We start from the raw sequence: 19538 nt of genomic DNA on the forward strand, positions 1-19538 counted from the left end.
CAGCAATTCAAGTAGTATTGGATAGGTTCTATCCTATCTCTACATATAGGTTTCCCTATATGCTGACTATTTTAGCTACTAACTCATGACTAAAGTCACGAGTGTGCGTAGCTATTTTTTAATCAATAAGATTTTTAGCATATGAATAATCAAATACTGGTCCATCTAAACATATATAAGTATCATCCATCTTACAGTGTCCACATTTACCTATTCCACAACACATCTTTCTTTCATAAGAAACCCAAATATTCTTTTCATCTAAATCTCTTTTTAAAAATTCTCCTACTGTAAATTTCATCATCATTGGAGGTCCAACTACAACTATAGAAGTATTATTTATATCTTTTATATCCAATTCTGGTATGTATTTCGTTACTAATCCTACGTTTCCACTATATCCTTCATCTGCTCCATCTACAGTAACTAAAATATCAAGTTTTTCACTCCATCTCTTTAAATCATCTGCAAATAAAATATCTTTTGGCGATTTAAATCCTACTATTAGCTTAAATTTTTCACATTTTTCTTTATTTTTATAAAAATGTTCAACTATTCCTCTTACAGGAGCTAATGCACTTCCTCCTGCTACTACTACAATTTCTCTTCCTTCATAAAGAGACACATCAAATCCATTTCCATAAGGACCTCTTATAAAAAAAGAATCTCCTTCTTTATAATTAAACAACTCACTAGTTACTTTTCCTACATTTCTTATTGTAAAGTCAATATAATCTTCTCCATATCCTGATACTGATATCGGACTTTCACCATATTTAGGTATAGATATCTCATAGAACTTTCCAGGCAATACCCCTTTTGTATTGCAGTTTACTCTAAAAGTCCATTCTTTATCAGTATGTTTAACTATATCTAGTATTTTTGCACTTACTGGTATATATGAGTTCATTTATATTTCCTCCTTACTAGTTACTAAATCATTTATTTTTTCTATACACTTTGAAAATGATATGTATTGTGGACAGGCATCATCACATCTTCCACATCCAATACACATATGATATCCGAATCTTTTTTTGAAATCGTTTATTTTATGCATAGTTTTAAATCTCATTCTTTCCCCTTGTTTTTTTCTAAAAGAATTTCCACCTGCTATATCTGTATATCCATCTACTTGACATGAAGCCCAAACTCTTCTTCTCTCACCTACATTTTCATTTTCCTTATAGAAAATATCCTGCATTGTAAAACATGAACATGTTGGACATACAAAATTACATCTCCCACATCCAATACATCTTGTATCATATTCATCCCATATTGAATTTCCTATCATTTCATTTGAATCAATATTTTCTGGTACATCTACAGAAATTAAATTCTCAGTTACATAATTAACATTAAACTCAGTTGCTTCTCCATCAAATACTTCAAATTCACTATCCTTTATGTCTAAATACAGTGTATCTCCTTCTATATTTAATCCAATTGAATAATTATCAGTTTTATTAGAATCCATGCTTACACAAAAACAGTTTCTAAAACTTTCCTTACATCCTACAAGCACGAATTTCACTTTATCTCTAATGTTTTTATAAAAATAATCTTTCTCTTCTCCATTATTTAGATATATTTCATCAAGTCTTTTTATTCCATTTATATCACAAGCTCTTAAGAAAATTAAAATTTTCTTGTCGTCTAAATCGCTTTCCTTAAACTCTTTCTCAGTAAAATAAAATAATACTTGATTTATAGGGAGTACAACTTCTTTTGGTGAAAAATTTGATTTTTGAGCAAACTCCATTTCTTCAAAAGCGTTTACCTCTTTGTACCTTATCATGTCAGTATCTGAAAAAGTACCTTTAAATGGTATTAGAACTGGTGCAAATATCTTGTAGTCTTTTTTTAGATAATTCAGACCTTCATTGAATTTAGATGAATCTAATTTTAATTTCATTTTTATCACCTTTCTTATATTTTAGTTTTGCTTACTTGTTATCTTGTTTAAATCTTAACACTTTATTTTCTATACTTCTGTGATAATTATCACAGTTTCAAAAATAATAAAAAACCTTATCTGCTTTTTATAAAATTCAATAAAGTTAAGATAAATATTAGTGAATTAGATAATAAAAAAATCTATAAAATGAAAAAGAATCTATAAATAGATTCTCTTGATAATATCTTCATTTAATTAAATTTTTAATAATACTTTTACTTAATAATAATTAATTATTTTTAAAGTATTTTGATAACTCAATTTCTTTAACATAAAAACCTTTATTATCAATCTTTACAAGTTCTTCTTTTTGCAATACTTTTATCATTCTAGAAACAGTCTCCCTTTTACAGCCAAGCATATCAGCTAAATATGTAACTGTAATATTTACATTTAGTAGAGTCCATTCTCCACAGCAAATTCCAAATTCTTTACTTAATCTATATAACTTTGCTGCAAGTTTTTTATCTACTTTTATGGATATAGAATTTTTTAACTGTCTATATAAACGTCTTATTCTTCTTTCCATATAAGAAATAATATCTTTTGTAAGTTGAAAATCATTTTGCATAATTTCTAAAAAGTCTTCAATACTGTAATAAGCTACAATTGAGTTTTCAAATGCCTCACATCCAACAGTAGAATTTTTAGAAGAGTCAAAGGTAATATCGTTTATAATTTCACCAGTATTCAAAATAAAAATTACCTTTCTCTCACCATTTTCACTTATCTTAAAAATAGACACCTTTCCATCTAAGAGTACATAAACACTGTCCAAGCTATCTTTTTCATAAAATAAAATTTCTTTTTTTTGTAATCTTTTTAGTTTAGCTTTTTCCTTAAGTTGATTCTTCGTCTCAGTACATAAATTGTTAAAAATCATTACTTTATCAATATTATAATCTTTTAATTTAGACATGTAATATCTCTCCATTCCTAAATTTTTAAGAAAGCTCTATAAAACATTACAAATTTTTTTATTTTATTCATTTTTAAACAATTTTATAGCATTTGTAGTTTTAATCTTTCTTTCAATAGCTTCACTAGAAAGTTCTTTTACTACCTGTGTATATACTAAATCAATAATGAAAAATTGTGCTAATTTAGAAGATATTGAACCAGTTTCCAATACCGTTTCTCCTGATACATAAGATAAGTGCACATCTGAAATATCTTTTAATTCAGAGTTTTTATTTTCAGTAATTGATATAATTTTAGCATTATTAGCTCTTGCAAGCTTTACAGTTTTTATAATTTCCTCAGTCTCACCAGAATGTGAAATTGCTACTATTAAATCTCCCTCTTTCATTATGGAAGACATCATTATCATTGTATGGCTACTATCAAAGCTCACACAATTAAGTCCTATTCTCATAAATTTATAGTTTGAATCCTGTGCTATTATACCAGAATATCCAATACCTATAAAGTAAACTTTCTTTGCATCTATTATAAGCCTTGCACAATCATGTACATCTGTACTGTTGATTATCTCTACTGTATTCTCTAAAGTTGTTATATTCGAACTTAAAAGCTTCTTTGCTGTATCCAAAGCTGGCTCATCATTTTGTATATTTTTATTTATAATATTCTTTTTATTGATGGTTGATATCTCTTGTGCTAAAGTAACTTTAAAATCCTGCAATCCACTAAAATTCATTTTTTTTACAAATCTAGTTATAGTTGCTTCTCCAATATTACTCTCTTTAGCTATTTGTGATATTGGCTTATAAAATACATCCTCTATATTCTCTTTTATATAAGCTATCAATAATTTATCTGACTTTGTGACTTTAAAAGTTGGTGATTCCAATTGTTCTAAAATACTCATTAAAAACCCTTCTATTCTTTATATTTTGTTTAAAAAATTATATAATGCCCCAAGCATTCCTGCATCATTTTGTCTCTTTGCAAATTCTACATTAGTGTTTTTGTAAACTCTCTCTATAAGAACCTCCTTTAATGCTTCGTCTATTTTTGGTTTTAGAAATTTTTCTTGTGCCATAATTCCACCACCTAAAATTACTACTTCTGGATTTATTACATAACATATATTTGCGATTCCAACTGCTAATGATTTTATCATATTATTGAGTTCTTTTAAACAATCTTCGTCATTATTCTTTGCTAAATCAAAAATTATTTTTCCATTTAAGTCATTTTCATTCAAATTCTTTATTTTTGCTACTTTTTTAATTAGACTGCTGGTAGATGCTAATTCTTGAAAAGAACTTCCATTTATATTCATATATCCTACTTCACCAGCACTATTACTAAATCCATTTATTAGTTTATTGTTCATTATAACACAACCACCAATTCCAGTACCTATTGTCAAGCATATAGAGGATGTTGCTCCTTTGCCTGCTCCAAGCCACATCTCACCAAGCCCAGCACAATTGACATCATTTTCAACTTCACATTTTATATTAAACTCTTTTTCTACTTCTTTTTTTAATTCCATACCATTATAATTTGGAATTAATTCTTCTAATGCAAATAATATCTTACCTTCAATTGGATCAACCATACCTGCTGTTGATATACATATACCACTTATTTCATTTTCTTTTATATATTTTTTTACTATCTGTTTTATTTTAGATAATATTCCTTCTCCACCTTTTTCTTTTGCTTCAGTATCTAAACTTGATTTATCAATTATTAATCCATCTTCTCTAATAAATCCATATTTTATTGAAGTACCTCCAACATCTATACAAACGTAATTTTTCATAACATATCTCCATATAAATTATTTTTATAAATTAACATCATTATTTAAAATCTTATATTATACGAATTTTTTATTTATCTTTTCCAATTCACATATATATTTCCTTGCTTCTGATAAATCTATTGTATCATTTAATATAATTTTTTCCTTAGTTATATGATATTTATAAATATTTTTACATAAATCTTCTCCTAACATATTAAGACCTTCTTGAGTATAGTGAACATCATCAATAGTTAGCCCTTTATCATGAAATTGCATGGCAATTTTACTTCCTACACATAATATATCACATTCTTTACAAGCAGACTCCTGTGCTGCTGCAATTCGTCTTGTTCTAATAAAATATTCATCTTCTCCAAGCCAATAACCAGTTAAACTTACAAACATTTTATCAATTGTACATTCTTCTTTAAGTCTATATGCAATTTTTTTTAGACTTTCTTTATAGTATAAGGCATCAGTACCGTATTTTGCATCACTTTCACCTTGAATCCAAATAATATATTTATTTTTTATATTATAATGCTTACTTAAGGTACTACATCCTGCATTGAATTTTTCTATAGTATCATTTAGAAACCAGTTATTATCATGATTCCAGTTTTTTATTCTTGAGCCATCTTTTGCATTGTGAATAAAACAAACTTTATTACCAGTAAGTTTATTCCATTCATTTGAAAACGCAGGTGCTATAGTACCATCTCCCTCTGAAGTCTCTAGTTCACATCTCATATTTATAATTTCATCAGTACTCAAATATTCAAAACAATTTTCATTTGGAATGACACTCTCTTTTGGATTTCCCAATCCTCTAGCATTACTTTGTCCTATTAATAAGAATACATCTATATTTTCCATAAGTTAACTCCTTTACAAATCTTTAAGCTTTTAATTGTTTTCAATTTATCTTGTAAAAAACTAAGGCTGAAAATAGTAATCTAACTAAAATTTACGAAATCTCACTAATCGCTGAAAGTTAAATCACTATTTTCAGCCTTAGTGATTATATAAATTCTCATTATCTAACCAAAACCTTAAAAATAGCTTTTTTGATATTTTCTTTTTCTAAAACTTTTATTGCTGTCATATGAGCATCTTCTGGATAACACACTAAGAAATCACCTTTTCTAAGTTCAACATATCCATTATTTTTTCCATCAAGAGGTAAAAAATCGCCCTCTTCTTCATATGATTTTTGTTCTAAATTTTCTATAAAATTTAAGTCTATTCGTTCACTCCCATCAAGCATCAAATGGACATCTATATACTTCTTGTGGGCTTCCCAGAATCTTTCTTCTTTTTCACAAGTTTTATACTCTACAATATTCACAAAAATATCATCACCATCTATTGTATAAGTACCTTTTTCATAATCTATTAATGAATTATCTTTAGCATATTCAAAACATCTAAGTAAATCTTCATGTAATGTTGAATATGTCTTACTATGATTTATATTTCCAAATATCATAAGCACTATCTCCCTATATAATTATATACGCTATTTTTTAGACTTTTATATATAAAGTATTATACAATCTTATAGAGTAACTAAATTATTTATCTAATCACTCTATAAGACAATTTATCATTTAAATATTATTTTTCATAATAAACAGTAGTCTCAGCTTTTGGTAAAGATACTTTTGCTTTAACTTTAGCTTCTATTGCACTAACTATTGTACCTACCACTACAGAAATCGTGATTGTTATTAAAGAATATGCCCAAGAAGTTACTTCTGGCATACGGTATTTTAAATAAACAACTAAAATTGCTGATACTATGAATCCAACATATGCTCCCATCTTAGTTGCTTTTTTACAAAATGCACCAAGTACAAATATTCCTGCTAAAACACCTAGTACTAGCCCCATAAAACTATTGAACCATTCATATGCTGACTTTATTTCTCCATTTGCTAAAACTATTGCAACAGCTATAGAAAGTATACCTACACCTAATGATATATATTGTGCTATCTTAGTTTGTTTTTCCATACTTATATCTTTTGTTATGATAGTTTGTATATCTAGAGTCCAACTTGTAGCAACTGAGTTAAGCCCTGTTGATAAAGTTGATTGAGAAGCTGCATATATCGCTGCAAGTAGTATTCCTGTTATACCTACTGGTAATTCATAAGCTATATATGATGCAAAAACTTGGTCTTGTTGAACTGTTTGAGCTAAATCTGGATTTTGAGTATAGTATATAAATAAACAAGTTCCAATTAGGTAAAATACTGTTGCAAGTCCCATTGATAAAACACCATTTCCATATGTCATTTTGTTAAGTTGCTTTATGTCAGTTGTTGTAGTAAATCTTTGGACTATATCTTGACTTGATACATATGATGAAAAAGTATTAAGACCAGCTCCAACAAATATTATAAATGCACTTGTAGATAGTATATTTTTATCAAACATAACTTCATTGGTTGCTAAGAACTTGTGTCCAGTTGTAAGAGTATCCATTACTGTTCCAAAACCACCATTTATACTTGCTATTAAATAGAATAATGTCCCTGTAACACCTACTATTAGCACCATCCCTTGTATAAAGTCGGTCCATAAAACAGCTTTTAATCCACCTGTATATGAATAAATTATTGCTATTACACCCATAACTATTATCAGTACATTTACAGGTATTCCTGTAAGACCAGCAAGCACTACTGATGGAAGATACATTATAATAGACATACGTCCTATTTGATATACTATAAACATTAAAGCTCCAAGTACTCTAAGACCTTTGCTTTCATATCTCATTTCTAAGTACTGGTATGCTGTATCTATTTCTAACCTACTGTACAGAGGTAAGAAAAATTTTATTGTTAAAGGTATAGCTATAAACATACCTAACTGTGCAAACCATAAAATCCAAGTCCCACCATAAGAATTACCTGCTAATGATAAAAATGATATTGGACTTAATAATGTGGCAAATATTGATACTGATGTAACCCACCATGGAATAGTTCCATCACCTTTGAAGAACTCTTTTCCCTTCATTTCTTTTTTTGAAAATAACAATCCTGCAAATAAAACTGCCAATAAGTAAACTACCAGTATTGCAAAATCTATCCAAGTAAATCCTACCATTTGACTACTCCTCCCATACTAAAAGCATTTTATTAAAAATACTTTCTGTATATTTCTTTTGCTCTTGATTTCATTTCATCCGTTGCTTCTTTCATAGGTTGTCTACAGTATCCAGCTTCGACACCTTGTTCTTCAAGTAGTAATTTAATTGTTTGATATAAACCATTTCCTAATATATCTGTTATTAAGTCATTAGTCACATGTTGTACTTCAAGTGCTTCTGATATTTTTTCATTTTTAGTTAATTCAAATATTTGTCTAGCTCTGATACCGTTTACATTAAATGTAGAACCAATTGCTCCATCTACACCTAGAACTGTAGCTGGTAGCATCATTTCATCGAATCCTGCAAATATTAATTTATTTGGGAATGTTTTTCTCATTCTTTCTAATAAATAGAAATCTGCTGCTGTAAACTTAACACCTATTATCTTTTCATTTTCAAATAATTCTCCAAACTGGTCTAAACTCATATCAACCCCAGTTAAAAATGGTATAGAGTATATTATTAATCTATTATCTACAGAATTTATTATTGTATTATAATAGTATTTTATTTCTTCAAAATCAAATTTATAGTAAAAAGGTGTAACAGCACTTATAGCATCATATCCTAAATCAGTTGTAAATTTAGCAAGTTCTACAGCTTCTTTTAAATTAACTGAACCAACTTGAGCTATTAATTTTATTTCTTCTTTCACTTCATCTTTAGCTATTTCAAATATTCTTTTCTTCTCATCAGTTGAAAGCATAAAGTTTTCTCCTGTACTACCTCCTACATAAAGCCCATCTACTTTACAAATATCTATATTATGTCTAATTATTTGTCTTAACCCTTTTTCATTTATATTTCCTTCCTTATCAAATGAAACTAATAATGCTGAATAAATTCCCTTCATATCTGTTGTTCTCATACCTTTACCTCCAATTTTAATTTTCAAATATAGTTAAATATAATAAATTTTTAATTTATAAATTAATTTTTAATTAATTTCAATTACTTTAACAAATTTTTCTGTTATTAATTGTGGTCTTGTTATTGCTGAACCTACAACTGATGAATGAACTCCTAGTTCGAAAACCTTTTTTAAATCTTGAGGAGTATTTACCTTTCCTTCTGCTATTACAGGTATTTCTAAATCTTTAACTAATCTTTCCATTAATACAAAGTCTGGACCTTCTAAAGTTTCTGTATATGGAGTATACCCAGATAGTGTAGTTGAAACGCAATCTACACCGTATTCTTGTGCTTTGACAGCTTCATCATAATTTGAAATATCCGCCATTACTAGAACACCATTTTCTTTTATATACTTTATAATTTCTTTTAAATCTTCATTATTTGGTCTAACTCTATTAGTAGCATCTAAAGCTATCATTTCACACCCTGTTGTCAAAAGTTCATCAACTTCTTTTTTAGTTGGTGTTATATATATATCTGAATCTTCATAATTTCTCTTTATAATACCTATAACAGGAAGTCCAGTAACTTTTTTTATCTCAATAATATCTTCAACTCCTTGAGCTCTGATTCCAACAGCTCCACCTTCCATAGCAGCCTTAGCCATTCTACCCATTATAAAAGGGCTGTGAAGAGGTTCATTTTCTAAAGCCTGGCATGATACTATTAATCTTCCCTTTACCTTATCTAGCATTTTTTCAATTACCTCATTTCTGAAATTTATTTTCTTGATTTATGTATTAATAATAACATGAAAACTTTTTCTTTGCAATATTTTTTCATATTTTTTTCTTAATTCTGGGTTTATACTAGTTTTTTCCATATATAAGCTCATTTTTTATATATAAAAGAAATTTTATTTCATTTTTTTGGTGTTTATTTTCATTTTCTTTGAATACTTTTACAGACACTATCTTTAAATAGTTTCAATAAAAAAACCCATGTACACTATACATAGGTTTCCCAATATTATTCTAAATCCATTATAATTTTTCTTCCACAACATGGACAAAATTCAGCCTCTGAATCTATTTCACTTTCACAATATCCACAAACTATAAAATCATCACATTCATTTTCCAACTCAAACTTTTTACCACATTCAGCACAATATTTATCATTTACATTTCCAACATAACCACATTCACAAGTTACATTACTTTCTGCCATTTCCATTTCATTAATTTCCATATTTTTTTCATAGATTAATTTATCAAGTTCCAGTAACTCATCACAGAATTTGTCAAAACTCTCATCATCAATATAATCTTCTCTAATTTTTTGATATGTCAATATTCCCATTTCCAAGAATATCTTAGCTTTCTTCTCTTGAATATAATCAATCTCTCTATTTAGTTTTGATTTCTCTTTATATAATTCAACTTTAAACCTTCCACTACCAAATTTTTTCTTAATTCTAGAAAATTTATCATCTACTTTATTATTAGTATTTTCTTCCATAAAAATTCCCTCCAATCATATTTAATCCGCTGAGTTTAGCTTATATCCTATTAAAGATATCACAAAACTATATATAAATGAAATTATAATAGTTTGGAATACTTTAAATTGCATTATTAAAGTTGCTCCATAATTAGTTGTATTAAAGAAATTAATATTACTATCGAGTATAAATGTGCTAAATAAAGCCAACATTCCCATTAAAAATGCATAGTACACACTAAATACTATTACAGGCTTGACACTATCTGTACTATACTTAAATCTTAGTTTATATCCATTTAATAATAGTATTAATATAGACAAAGCTCCCATCGCATAAAACATTAATTTAGTATCTCCAAATAAAGATGATGAGCTTAAAGTAAATATTGATACTGTTGAATTTATTATAGTTACTGAAATTCCATTTGCAAAAGCCCACATATAACTGGCTATTTGCGGCAATATAGAAAATAAATTTAATCCATTTAAATAGCTACTCATATCTAATTCATTTAAGTAACTACTATCAGATATAGTTAATACAAATAGTATGACTAATACTAAAACATAACCTAATATAAATATTTTTATAGAATTTGAAAAAAGAGACATATACATATTTTCCTTTTCATAACTTTTTTTATAAGTAGTTATGTATGTACATATAAATCCTAATACAAATCCATTTAAAAGAACACTAAAAAACTCATAACTATATTCTAATGCATATCCATATTCTAACATACTATGTGAACTAGTTTTTACATTAGTAAAAATAGATAAAATAGCTAAAACTAATCCATAAATAATTCCAACTCCAAGAGAATTTGCTAATACAGTTTTTGAATCTATACATCTTTTTCTCATAAAAATTAAGTTTGATATTATTAATCCTAGAATAGGAATTATAAGTAATATTAATAAACCTATATTAGCATTTATAAATCCAGAGCCCATCATAGTAGACATAGATACACTAATTTGACCTAAGTTAAGAGCTAGGATTATATGTGCTGGATTTACCAAATAACTAATATCATTAAATTGAATAGTTATAATAGCTTTAAATATCAGTGCAATGATAAATAATATAAATACAGTTGTAAAGGTTGTTAAAAATACGCCTCTTGTATTTGCGTAGTATGAAAGCTCTTTTATTTTAGATTTCAAGTCTAGTTTTGTTTCAAGTGGTCTTAATGGTGCTATTTCATAAAGTTCATTTCCACAAAATTTGCAGTAATTATCTTTAGTACTATTTTCTTTATTGCAACTAGAACAAGTTTTTTCTTCTTTATTCTTAAGTGTAATATTGATATTTTTTATTTTTCTAATTGCTTCACCTGTCATTTTGGAATAATTATCATTTGAATAATCCATATTATTTACTTTTTTTTCACTCATTTTTCCCTCCAAGTTTTACTATTGTAAATTATCAAATATAACTATATCATATAAATCTTAATTATACCTTAATTGGATATATTTATCTAATTTATTTATTGTTGTTATTTTTTAACAAGCACTAGTACTTTAATAATTTATTAAGTTTTGTTGTTTATGTTTTATTATGCTTAATTTAAAATTATATATTTATAGACACAATAAAAATAACTTGCATATATCTAAACTAGATAATATACAAGTTATTTATAGTTGTATTATATATAATTATTAAAATTCAGCATTTTTAGGAGTTCTTGGGAAAGGTATAACGTCTCTTATATTAGACATACCTGTCATATACATAATTATTCTTTCAAATCCAAGACCAAATCCAGAGTGAGTAGCAGTACCAAATTTTCTAAGTTCTAAATACCACCAGTAATCTTCTTCTCTTAATCCCATTTCATGAATTCTATCTAGTAAAACATCTTCTCTTTCTTCCCTTTGAGAACCTCCTACGATTTCTCCAACACCAGGAACTAATAAATCCATTGCTCTAACAGTTTTACCATCTTCATTCATTCTCATATAGAAAGCTTTTATATCTTTTGGATAATCTGTAACAAACACTGGACAATTGTATATTTGTTCTGTTATATATCTTTCATGTTCAGTTTGAAGGTCACATCCCCATTCAACTGGATACTCAAATTCATGACCTGACTCAATCAATAACTCTACTGCTTTAGTATATGTTATTCTAACAAATTCAGAGTTTACTATCTTATTTAATCTTTCTAATAAACCTTTGTCTATAAAGCTATTAAAGAATTCCATCTCTTCAGGAGCATTTTCTAAAACATAGCTTATAACATATTTTATCATATCTTCTGCTAGTTCCATGTTATCTTCAAGGTCTGCAAAGACTATTTCTGGTTCTATCATCCAGAATTCTGAAGCATGTCTCCCTGTATAAGAATTTTCTGCTCTAAATGTAGGTCCAAAAGTATAAACATTTCTAAAAGAAAGTGCCATTATCTCAGCATTTAATTGACCACTAACTGTTAAATTAGCTTCTTTTCCAAAGAAATCTTGAGTATAATCTATTTTCCCATCTTCTGTTTTTGGAATATCATTTAAATCCATAGTTGTTATTCTAAACATTTCTCCTGCACCTTCACAGTCACTACCTGTTATGATTGGAGAATGTGCATATACAAAGTTTCTTTCTTGGAAAAACTTGTGTATTGCATATGCAGCTATTGATCTTACTCTAAATACAGCTGAAAAAGTATTACTTCTTGGTCTTAAATGTGCTATTGTTCTCAAATATTCAAGTGTATGTCTCTTTTTTTGTAATGGATATGTGCTATCTGATTCACCTTCTACAACTATACTTTTTGCATGTATTTCTACTGGTTGTTTAGCTCCTTCTGTAGATACTAATTCTCCCTCTACAAGTATAGATGAACTTATTGGTAACTTACCTACTTCTTTAAAATTTTCTACTTTCTCATCAAATACTATTTGCATATTTTTAAAGAAGCTCCCATCATTTAACTCTATAAATCCAAAGTTTTTAGATACTCTAGATGTTCTTATCCATCCAGCTACTTTTACAGTTTTCCCTATGTACTGTTCTTTATCTCTGTACAATTCTTTTACTGTTATAAATTCCTTTTGCATTTTAAATCCTCCTAGTATAATTGTTATTAATTTCTTTTAAATATAATTTCAATAAAAAAAGCCCTTCATCCCTATATAAAGGGACGAAAGACTATTACTCTCGCGGTACCACCCTAGTTGTCATAATGACCTCTTAGTTAAGCAATGCTTAAAGCCTATAACGGTGCCTTCCGTCTAAGTCTACTTACTAAATAAGCTTTCGATTAGAAACTCCAAGATGTTCTTCAATATAAACCTCGTATTGAGCTTTCACCATCCTCAACTCGCTAAAACTACATTTTATACCTACTCTTCTCTTCACAGTATTTATCTTTTATTATTTCTGCTAATTAACAAAATTATACCAATTTATAAATTTTTAGTCAATAAATTTATATAATTGATACTGATTGCTATTTATAATATGAATAGCTCTACTCTACATAACTACAATAAATACTCATTTTTATTACTACTTTATTAATTCAATTTCCAAAATTTTATAATTTACTTCCATTGTCAACCCAGTCTTTTGCTTCTTCGACACCCTTAATTGAAGGTACTGAAACTTTACTATGAGGTTTTAATTTTTCAACATCAGCCCATGCTGCTGTTGACTCATTTCCAACTAAAAGTGGACTTCTAAGTCTTTTATTGTCTTTACCTTTTAATGCTCTTGCTTTTTTATTTTCCAAAACTATCACCTCTATTATTTATTTTGTAATAGTTTTAGCAATTTTTCAAATAAAATTCATAAGTTAAAATTATAATGATTTTAAATCAATAGCATATCTTTTTAATACTTAATTTATACATATTTATATACAAAATATTTATTTCATATACACAAAATACAGAACTATTTTTTTAAATTTTCATATAGATTTCCGATGCCATTTTTTTGATGTCTAATTTATATAATAAAATTAAACTATTTATGGAAGTATAATTTTACATAAGTTCTTATTTATAGAGTATTTGCTATCTGTTGAATTGTGTTTTTTAAATTTAAAATCCCATATCCCTGTGATACATTTGGATATGTATATATGTCTAGTTTTGTAGCCCCCAGTATCAAATACGTTTTTAAAACTTGTGTAAACAATGATAATCTTGGTATATTGTTCTGTTTTTCTAAGTATTCCATTAATAAAGCTAAAACACCTGTGACAATAGAACTACTCACTCCTGTTCCTGTTCCTGTATTATATGTTCCATTTTTATATGTAGATATTATATCTACACCTGAAGCCACTATATCTGGCTTAATTCCTCTTCCTCTAATCGGCCCTTTTGAAGAACCAATCCACATGCTATCAGTCTTATTGTTGAATGTACCAACTGTAATTACATCATCACTAGCAGCATACATAGTTATTGTAGCTACTGAATCAGGGTCTAAAAACCTCGTATCTGGGGCTATCAAGTTTTTATTTGGCAAGTATATGTCATATTCGCCCCCTATTATAAGCTCTGAAGTCAATCTTAAAATCCATACCCCGGGCTTTATATCTCTTAATCTTATCTCCAGATTTTCTTTTCCAGAAGTAATATATGGATAAATAAATCGCATTGCATAAGTAGTATTTTCTAAGTTAAATTTTCCTCTATATATATAAAAGTCTGGAGAATACCTTATATCATGACTAACTTCACCTGAAGGAGATATTATCTGTGCTCCTATTTTATCTGGACCATTCGTATTTAGTGTTATATCAAGTGCATAGTCATCCCCATCCTGTATTATTACATCTTGAACTTCGCCTACACTGCTAAATCTTCCAGAATAATGAATATCTGTATTCCCTTGATTTCCTGCACCACTCACTACTACCACACCAGCACTACTCAATATATTAAAAGTGTCTAATATTGAAGTAGTTGCTACAGCACCTGACTTAACTCCAATAGTCAAATTTATTATCATTGGTTTATTTTCTGTTCTTGCTATATTGGTAACATATGTTATAGCTGCTAAAAAATCTGAAACACTGTAATTTATCCTTCCAGCATAATAAGTATCTGTATATGATTTTAATTTAACTACTATTAAGTCCGATTCTGTAGTAATACCTCTATACTGCGAATTTACTCTTCCATTTCCAACCAATATACCAGAAACTAAAGTTCCAGTACCTATATTATCTTGACTCAAACTTCCATCATTTCTACTTATGGCTATATTTAACTCACTTCTTGTAAACTCACTTCCAAAAATAAAACCTTCTGGAGGTGGATTTGTATTTGCTTCTTGGTCCCATAAATATAAAACTTTACTAGTTCCATCATCATTTATAAAGTCAGGATGCAAATAATCTATGCCAGAATCTATAACTGCTAATAAAATTCCTCTTCCTGTTATATCATTATATGGATTTTCATAGATATACTCAGTTTCAGCTGCTGTTGTAATGGTTTCTCCACTAGCTACATTATTAGTTATTTCAATTAGACTGCTCATTGGTTCAGATTCTTCCCACCAAGCAACTTGTATTATATTATTTAAAATAGTTTCATCAAAATCTATAGGTACATATATTACTACAAGCTGACTATTTAAAACCATATACCTATTTATTCCATTTTCTTGGAGTGCAGATTCTATATCACCTTGATAAATTATACAATAAGATTTTTCCATAAATCCCTCCTATCTTAAAACATCAAACATTCCTCTAACATCCAAAAGCCCATATCCAGCATTTGTATTTGGATATTCTGTGTTTGAATCTTTTCTAGCTCCAGCTTGCATAAACGTTTTTATTTTTTGAACGTATGCTTGGTTTGGATATCTACGATCAACAAAAGTATACTGAAAATACATTGAAGCAGCTCCAGCTGCATGTGCAGCAGCTGCTGCTGTACCAGTTATAGTTGCATATGTGTTCCCAGGATAAGCAGCTATTATATTAACACCTGGAGCTACTATATCTGGTTTTAGTCTGTTTTCAATAGTTGGTCCTCTTGATGAACTTTGCCATAAACTACTATTAATAGTATTGTAGGCTCCTATAGTTATTAAATCATCTTGAATAGCAGGATAATTTATAGTATAAAAAGGGTCTACCTCTCTAAATCTAGTTCCACTTTTTAAAAGTGCTCTATTTGGAAGGTATAAGTTGTATCTTCCTGTTATAATATAAACTCCTACTAATCGAATCTTCCACACACCTCTTTTTGCATTTTTTAAAGTAATATTAGTAAATTGCTGTCCAGAAAAAGTGGTTGGATATATATACGTTATAGAATATTCAGTCCCTTCTAAATCAAATAAACCTGTTACTTTATTATAATTTGAAATTCCAATACTTTTACTTTCTTCTCCAGTAGGAGATACTATTATTACATCAGCTTTATCTGGTCTATTTAACCAAAGTTCTAATGATAATTCTTCTTCATCTTCATTTAATTCTAGCTCAACTTCAACAGAGCCTCCCACATATGGTATTATCCCAGATGTATGTGTTTGTGTATTGCCCTCATTTCCTGCTCCTGCTGTTATACATAGACCTCTAGTAAAGAATGCTTTTTCACTATTACTCCTACTAGTTAAGCCTGCCAAACTACTAGTACCTAAAGATATATTTATAACTAATGGTCTTTCAAGTTCAAAAGCTTTTTTATATGCATACTGAGATGCAGCAAATAACATTGCACTATTATAAAACCCCTCTATTTTACCAAGCTTTATTATTATTAGTTCAGCATCTTCTGCTATCCCTGCATATTCATTATTCACATTTCCAAGCCCTGCACATATACCACTTAACATAGTTCCTTGACCAACTTCATCCTGAGATAGACTAGGGTCATTGTCTGCAATAGCCCGATTTATATCTTCTCGTGTATATTCTGTACCAATATAAAAACCATCTGGTGGATTTCCTTCTTTTGTTTGATCCCATAAATATACTATTTTTGAAGTACCATCTGGATAAATAAAATCTTGGTGTAGATAGTCTATTCCTGTATCTGCAATTGCTATTAGAGTACCTCTTCCTGTTATGTTAATATTAGGATTATTTTTAAAGAAATTTACGCCCATTTCTTCTGTTGCAACTACACCTCCAAAAGTACCTCGATTAATTTCTCCAAGTAGTGTCATCTTTGTAGTTGATACCGTTCTTATAATTGAAGTAAGTTGTAAAACTCTCTCTATGCTATTATAATCTGTATTATCTATAGATAGTACACCTAATGAATCACTTATCTTAAAAAATCTTTGACTCATGCCTAATCCAGCTAATTCTTCTTCAAATTCAGGGGTGTGAACTATATCTATTCCTGATAGTGTTCCTGATTGTCTACTTATGCTTCTACTTATATAATTCTCCGTCTCTAAGTCATTATGTATTTGTACATTATAACCATCTATAAGCTCATAATTATTTTCCCTATCTTTAAATGACTTATTAATACTTCTATATCCAATATCCTCTGTTTCTAAGTCTTGATTTATACTAGATAGAGTATACAAATCTATATCTGATAAATTTAAAAAACCAAATCCTGATGAATTATTTGGGTAAGATTGATTACTTAACCTCCTTGCCCCTTTTAGAAGCAATGCCCTTAATTTCTGTGAATACAAAAACAAATCATTTCCATTTACAATTCCCCATTCCATAAACAATGAGCAAATCCCTGTAACATGAGGAGTAGCCATACTGGTTCCAGTTAATGCTCCACTTGTACCTCCTGGTAAAAAAGATACTATATCTTCACCTGGAGCTAATAAGTCTGGTTTAAAGACACCTAATTGTGTATCTCCTTCACCAGAAAATATAGATACTATGTCTGTTCTTGAATTGAAACTACCTACTGTTATAACTCTACTTGCTGTTCCAGGAACTGTTACAGTAAGCTCTTGAGTAGGAATTAGAAATCTAGTATTTCTATTTAATCCTTCAGAAGTTGGTAAATATATATTTACATTACCAGTTACTATATCTATTGGTTCAAATACAATTCTCCATAGCCCAGGAGTTATCTGTGTATTTGAACTTAATTGTAGAGTAACTCTTCTTGTAAGAGAATATGGTGCTATAGGATAAAAATAACCAGTTATTCTAGTTTCGCCCAAAGTATTCCTTATTTCACCTGAAGTTAGAGAAATTGCTTGTGTTTGATTATTTGATGGGTTTACTAAATGTACACTAAAATCATCAACAAAATCTGGCCATATATTTATATTTAATATACGCTCTCCTTCCCCAACTATAAACTCAACTTCTTCTGTAGTATTATTTTGAAGCCTAATCCTTTTATGACCACCTTTATCTGCATTATTTCCAGCCGCTACAACTATATTGTTTTTCCAAAACAAACACATATCATCTATATATTGTTCAAATAAAGATGTTCCTCTATGTGAACCTTCATTACTTCCATAACTTATATTTAATGTAACAGGCATTCTTAATTCTAATGCTCTATCTAAAATAAATTTAATTGCCCTCATAAACTCTGTACTTCTTGAAAAAATATCTGTCTGTATATTTCCAACCCTGACCACTATTATTCTGGCATCACTTGCAATAGTTGAACAAATACTTGCAACATGTGTACCGTGTAAACTAGTTGTTGAAATAGGTATATACATATTTCCAGCTATTGCATTATTTATATCTTCATTAGTATATAATGTTCCTTCTCTAAAACCTTCTGGTGGATTTCCTTGAATAGACTGGTCCCAATAATATAATATTTTAGACCTTCCATCACTATCTCGAAATACAGGTAAAGTATAATCTATTCCTGAATCGATTATACCAATTATAGTTCCTTTTCCAGTTAAACCAGTTCTATTTTTAAATCCTGTTATTCCTGTACTTGAGAAACTTTGTGCATCCTGAGTCTGTAATATGAAAGGTTTCTCTATAAATTCAATTTCTGGATAAGTCAAAAGTGTGTTTACATCTTCTTCATTACTTGATGTTATTATTGCATATGATGAATTGAGTATCTCTACTGAGACCCCTAATTCTTGTTCTAATCTTAATATATCTCCATTGTATTTTACAATTAATTCATAATTTATTATAATCACCTCGATTTTTAAAATTATTATTAATGTATATGTTTTCTATAGGTCTAAAATGTATCAGAGTATATAATTTTTGAATTTCAATCATACAATTTATAATAAATATATTTAAAAAACAAAAAATAAGGGGCTGTCGCAGGAGCAAATTAAATTTGTTCTGTGAGAGCTCTTTTTTACTTACCTTAATAGGTATATTTTTAATTATTTTATATAAAGTTTATGTTGTAAATAAAAT

General features: G+C 28.5%; 16 protein-coding genes and 1 other annotated feature. All 16 genes read right to left on the bottom strand.

Annotated elements, in window-relative coordinates:
• Positions 1-118: 118 nt before the first annotated feature.
• A complete protein-coding gene (gene asrB, locus KGF42_RS16520) occupies positions 119-910 on the bottom strand; it encodes an anaerobic sulfite reductase subunit AsrB (protein WP_054274185.1) in 792 nt (263 codons plus the stop codon).
• The gene (gene asrA, locus KGF42_RS16525) at positions 911-1918 is read right to left on the bottom strand and encodes an anaerobic sulfite reductase subunit AsrA (RefSeq protein ID WP_227826709.1); all 1008 of its coding nucleotides are present in this window, start codon (positions 1916-1918) and stop codon (positions 911-913) included.
• Between the two features lie 271 nt (positions 1919-2189).
• Complete coding sequence (locus tag KGF42_RS16530; RefSeq protein WP_107594665.1) at positions 2190-2879, bottom strand: Crp/Fnr family transcriptional regulator; 690 nt, start codon at positions 2877-2879, stop codon at positions 2190-2192.
• Positions 2880-2942: 63 nt separating this feature from the next.
• Complete coding sequence (locus KGF42_RS16535) at positions 2943-3791, bottom strand: MurR/RpiR family transcriptional regulator (RefSeq protein ID WP_054274188.1); 849 nt, start codon at positions 3789-3791, stop codon at positions 2943-2945.
• Between the two features lie 18 nt (positions 3792-3809).
• Positions 3810-4697: an ROK family protein gene (locus KGF42_RS16540; protein WP_227822121.1), complete on the bottom strand. Its 888-nt coding sequence runs from the start codon at positions 4695-4697 to the stop codon at positions 3810-3812.
• A gap of 57 nt (positions 4698-4754) precedes the next feature.
• Positions 4755-5558 (bottom strand): sialate O-acetylesterase, encoded by an 804-nt coding sequence (locus KGF42_RS16545; protein ID WP_227826710.1) that lies wholly within the window; start codon positions 5556-5558, stop codon positions 4755-4757.
• Positions 5559-5718: 160 nt separating this feature from the next.
• The gene (locus KGF42_RS16550) at positions 5719-6171 is read right to left on the bottom strand and encodes a YhcH/YjgK/YiaL family protein (RefSeq protein ID WP_227822119.1); all 453 of its coding nucleotides are present in this window, start codon (positions 6169-6171) and stop codon (positions 5719-5721) included.
• 128 nt (positions 6172-6299) lie between these two features.
• Positions 6300-7802: a sodium:solute symporter gene (locus KGF42_RS16555; RefSeq protein ID WP_227826711.1), complete on the bottom strand. Its 1503-nt coding sequence runs from the start codon at positions 7800-7802 to the stop codon at positions 6300-6302.
• Between the two features lie 32 nt (positions 7803-7834).
• Positions 7835-8716: an N-acetylneuraminate lyase gene (locus KGF42_RS16560; protein ID WP_413927034.1), complete on the bottom strand. Its 882-nt coding sequence runs from the start codon at positions 8714-8716 to the stop codon at positions 7835-7837.
• A gap of 69 nt (positions 8717-8785) precedes the next feature.
• Positions 8786-9457, bottom strand: a complete 672-nt coding sequence (locus KGF42_RS16565; protein ID WP_227826712.1) for an N-acetylmannosamine-6-phosphate 2-epimerase — start codon at positions 9455-9457, stop codon at positions 8786-8788.
• A 275-nt stretch (positions 9458-9732) separates the two neighbouring features.
• Positions 9733-10224 carry a zinc ribbon domain-containing protein gene (locus KGF42_RS16570; RefSeq protein WP_227826713.1) on the bottom strand — a complete coding sequence of 164 codons (492 nt, stop codon included), beginning with the start codon at positions 10222-10224 and terminating at the stop codon, positions 9733-9735.
• A gap of 21 nt (positions 10225-10245) precedes the next feature.
• The gene (locus KGF42_RS16575) at positions 10246-11610 is read right to left on the bottom strand and encodes a hypothetical protein (protein WP_227826714.1); all 1365 of its coding nucleotides are present in this window, start codon (positions 11608-11610) and stop codon (positions 10246-10248) included.
• A 270-nt stretch (positions 11611-11880) separates the two neighbouring features.
• Positions 11881-13278 (bottom strand): asparagine--tRNA ligase, encoded by a 1398-nt coding sequence (gene asnS / locus KGF42_RS16580; protein WP_107594657.1) that lies wholly within the window; start codon positions 13276-13278, stop codon positions 11881-11883.
• A gap of 76 nt (positions 13279-13354) precedes the next feature.
• Positions 13355-13588, bottom strand: a binding site (T-box leader).
• A 169-nt stretch (positions 13589-13757) separates the two neighbouring features.
• On the bottom strand, positions 13758-13952 hold the full coding sequence (locus KGF42_RS16585) for a CDIF630_02480 family spore surface protein (RefSeq protein ID WP_054274197.1): 195 nt from the start codon (positions 13950-13952) through the stop codon (positions 13758-13760).
• A gap of 272 nt (positions 13953-14224) precedes the next feature.
• Positions 14225-15898, bottom strand: coding sequence for a bile acid germinant receptor pseudoprotease CspC (cspC, locus tag KGF42_RS16590; RefSeq protein WP_227826715.1), 1674 nt, complete (start codon positions 15896-15898; stop codon positions 14225-14227).
• Positions 15899-15907: 9 nt separating this feature from the next.
• Positions 15908-19306: a bifunctional germination protease/germinant receptor pseudoprotease CspBA gene (gene cspBA / locus KGF42_RS16595; protein WP_227826716.1), complete on the bottom strand. Its 3399-nt coding sequence runs from the start codon at positions 19304-19306 to the stop codon at positions 15908-15910.
• Between the last annotated feature and the right edge of the window lie 232 nt (positions 19307-19538).

Origin of the sequence: Clostridioides sp. ZZV15-6383, from assembly GCF_020657735.1 — a bacterium.
GTDB lineage: Bacteria > Bacillota > Clostridia > Peptostreptococcales > Peptostreptococcaceae > Clostridioides > Clostridioides difficile_D.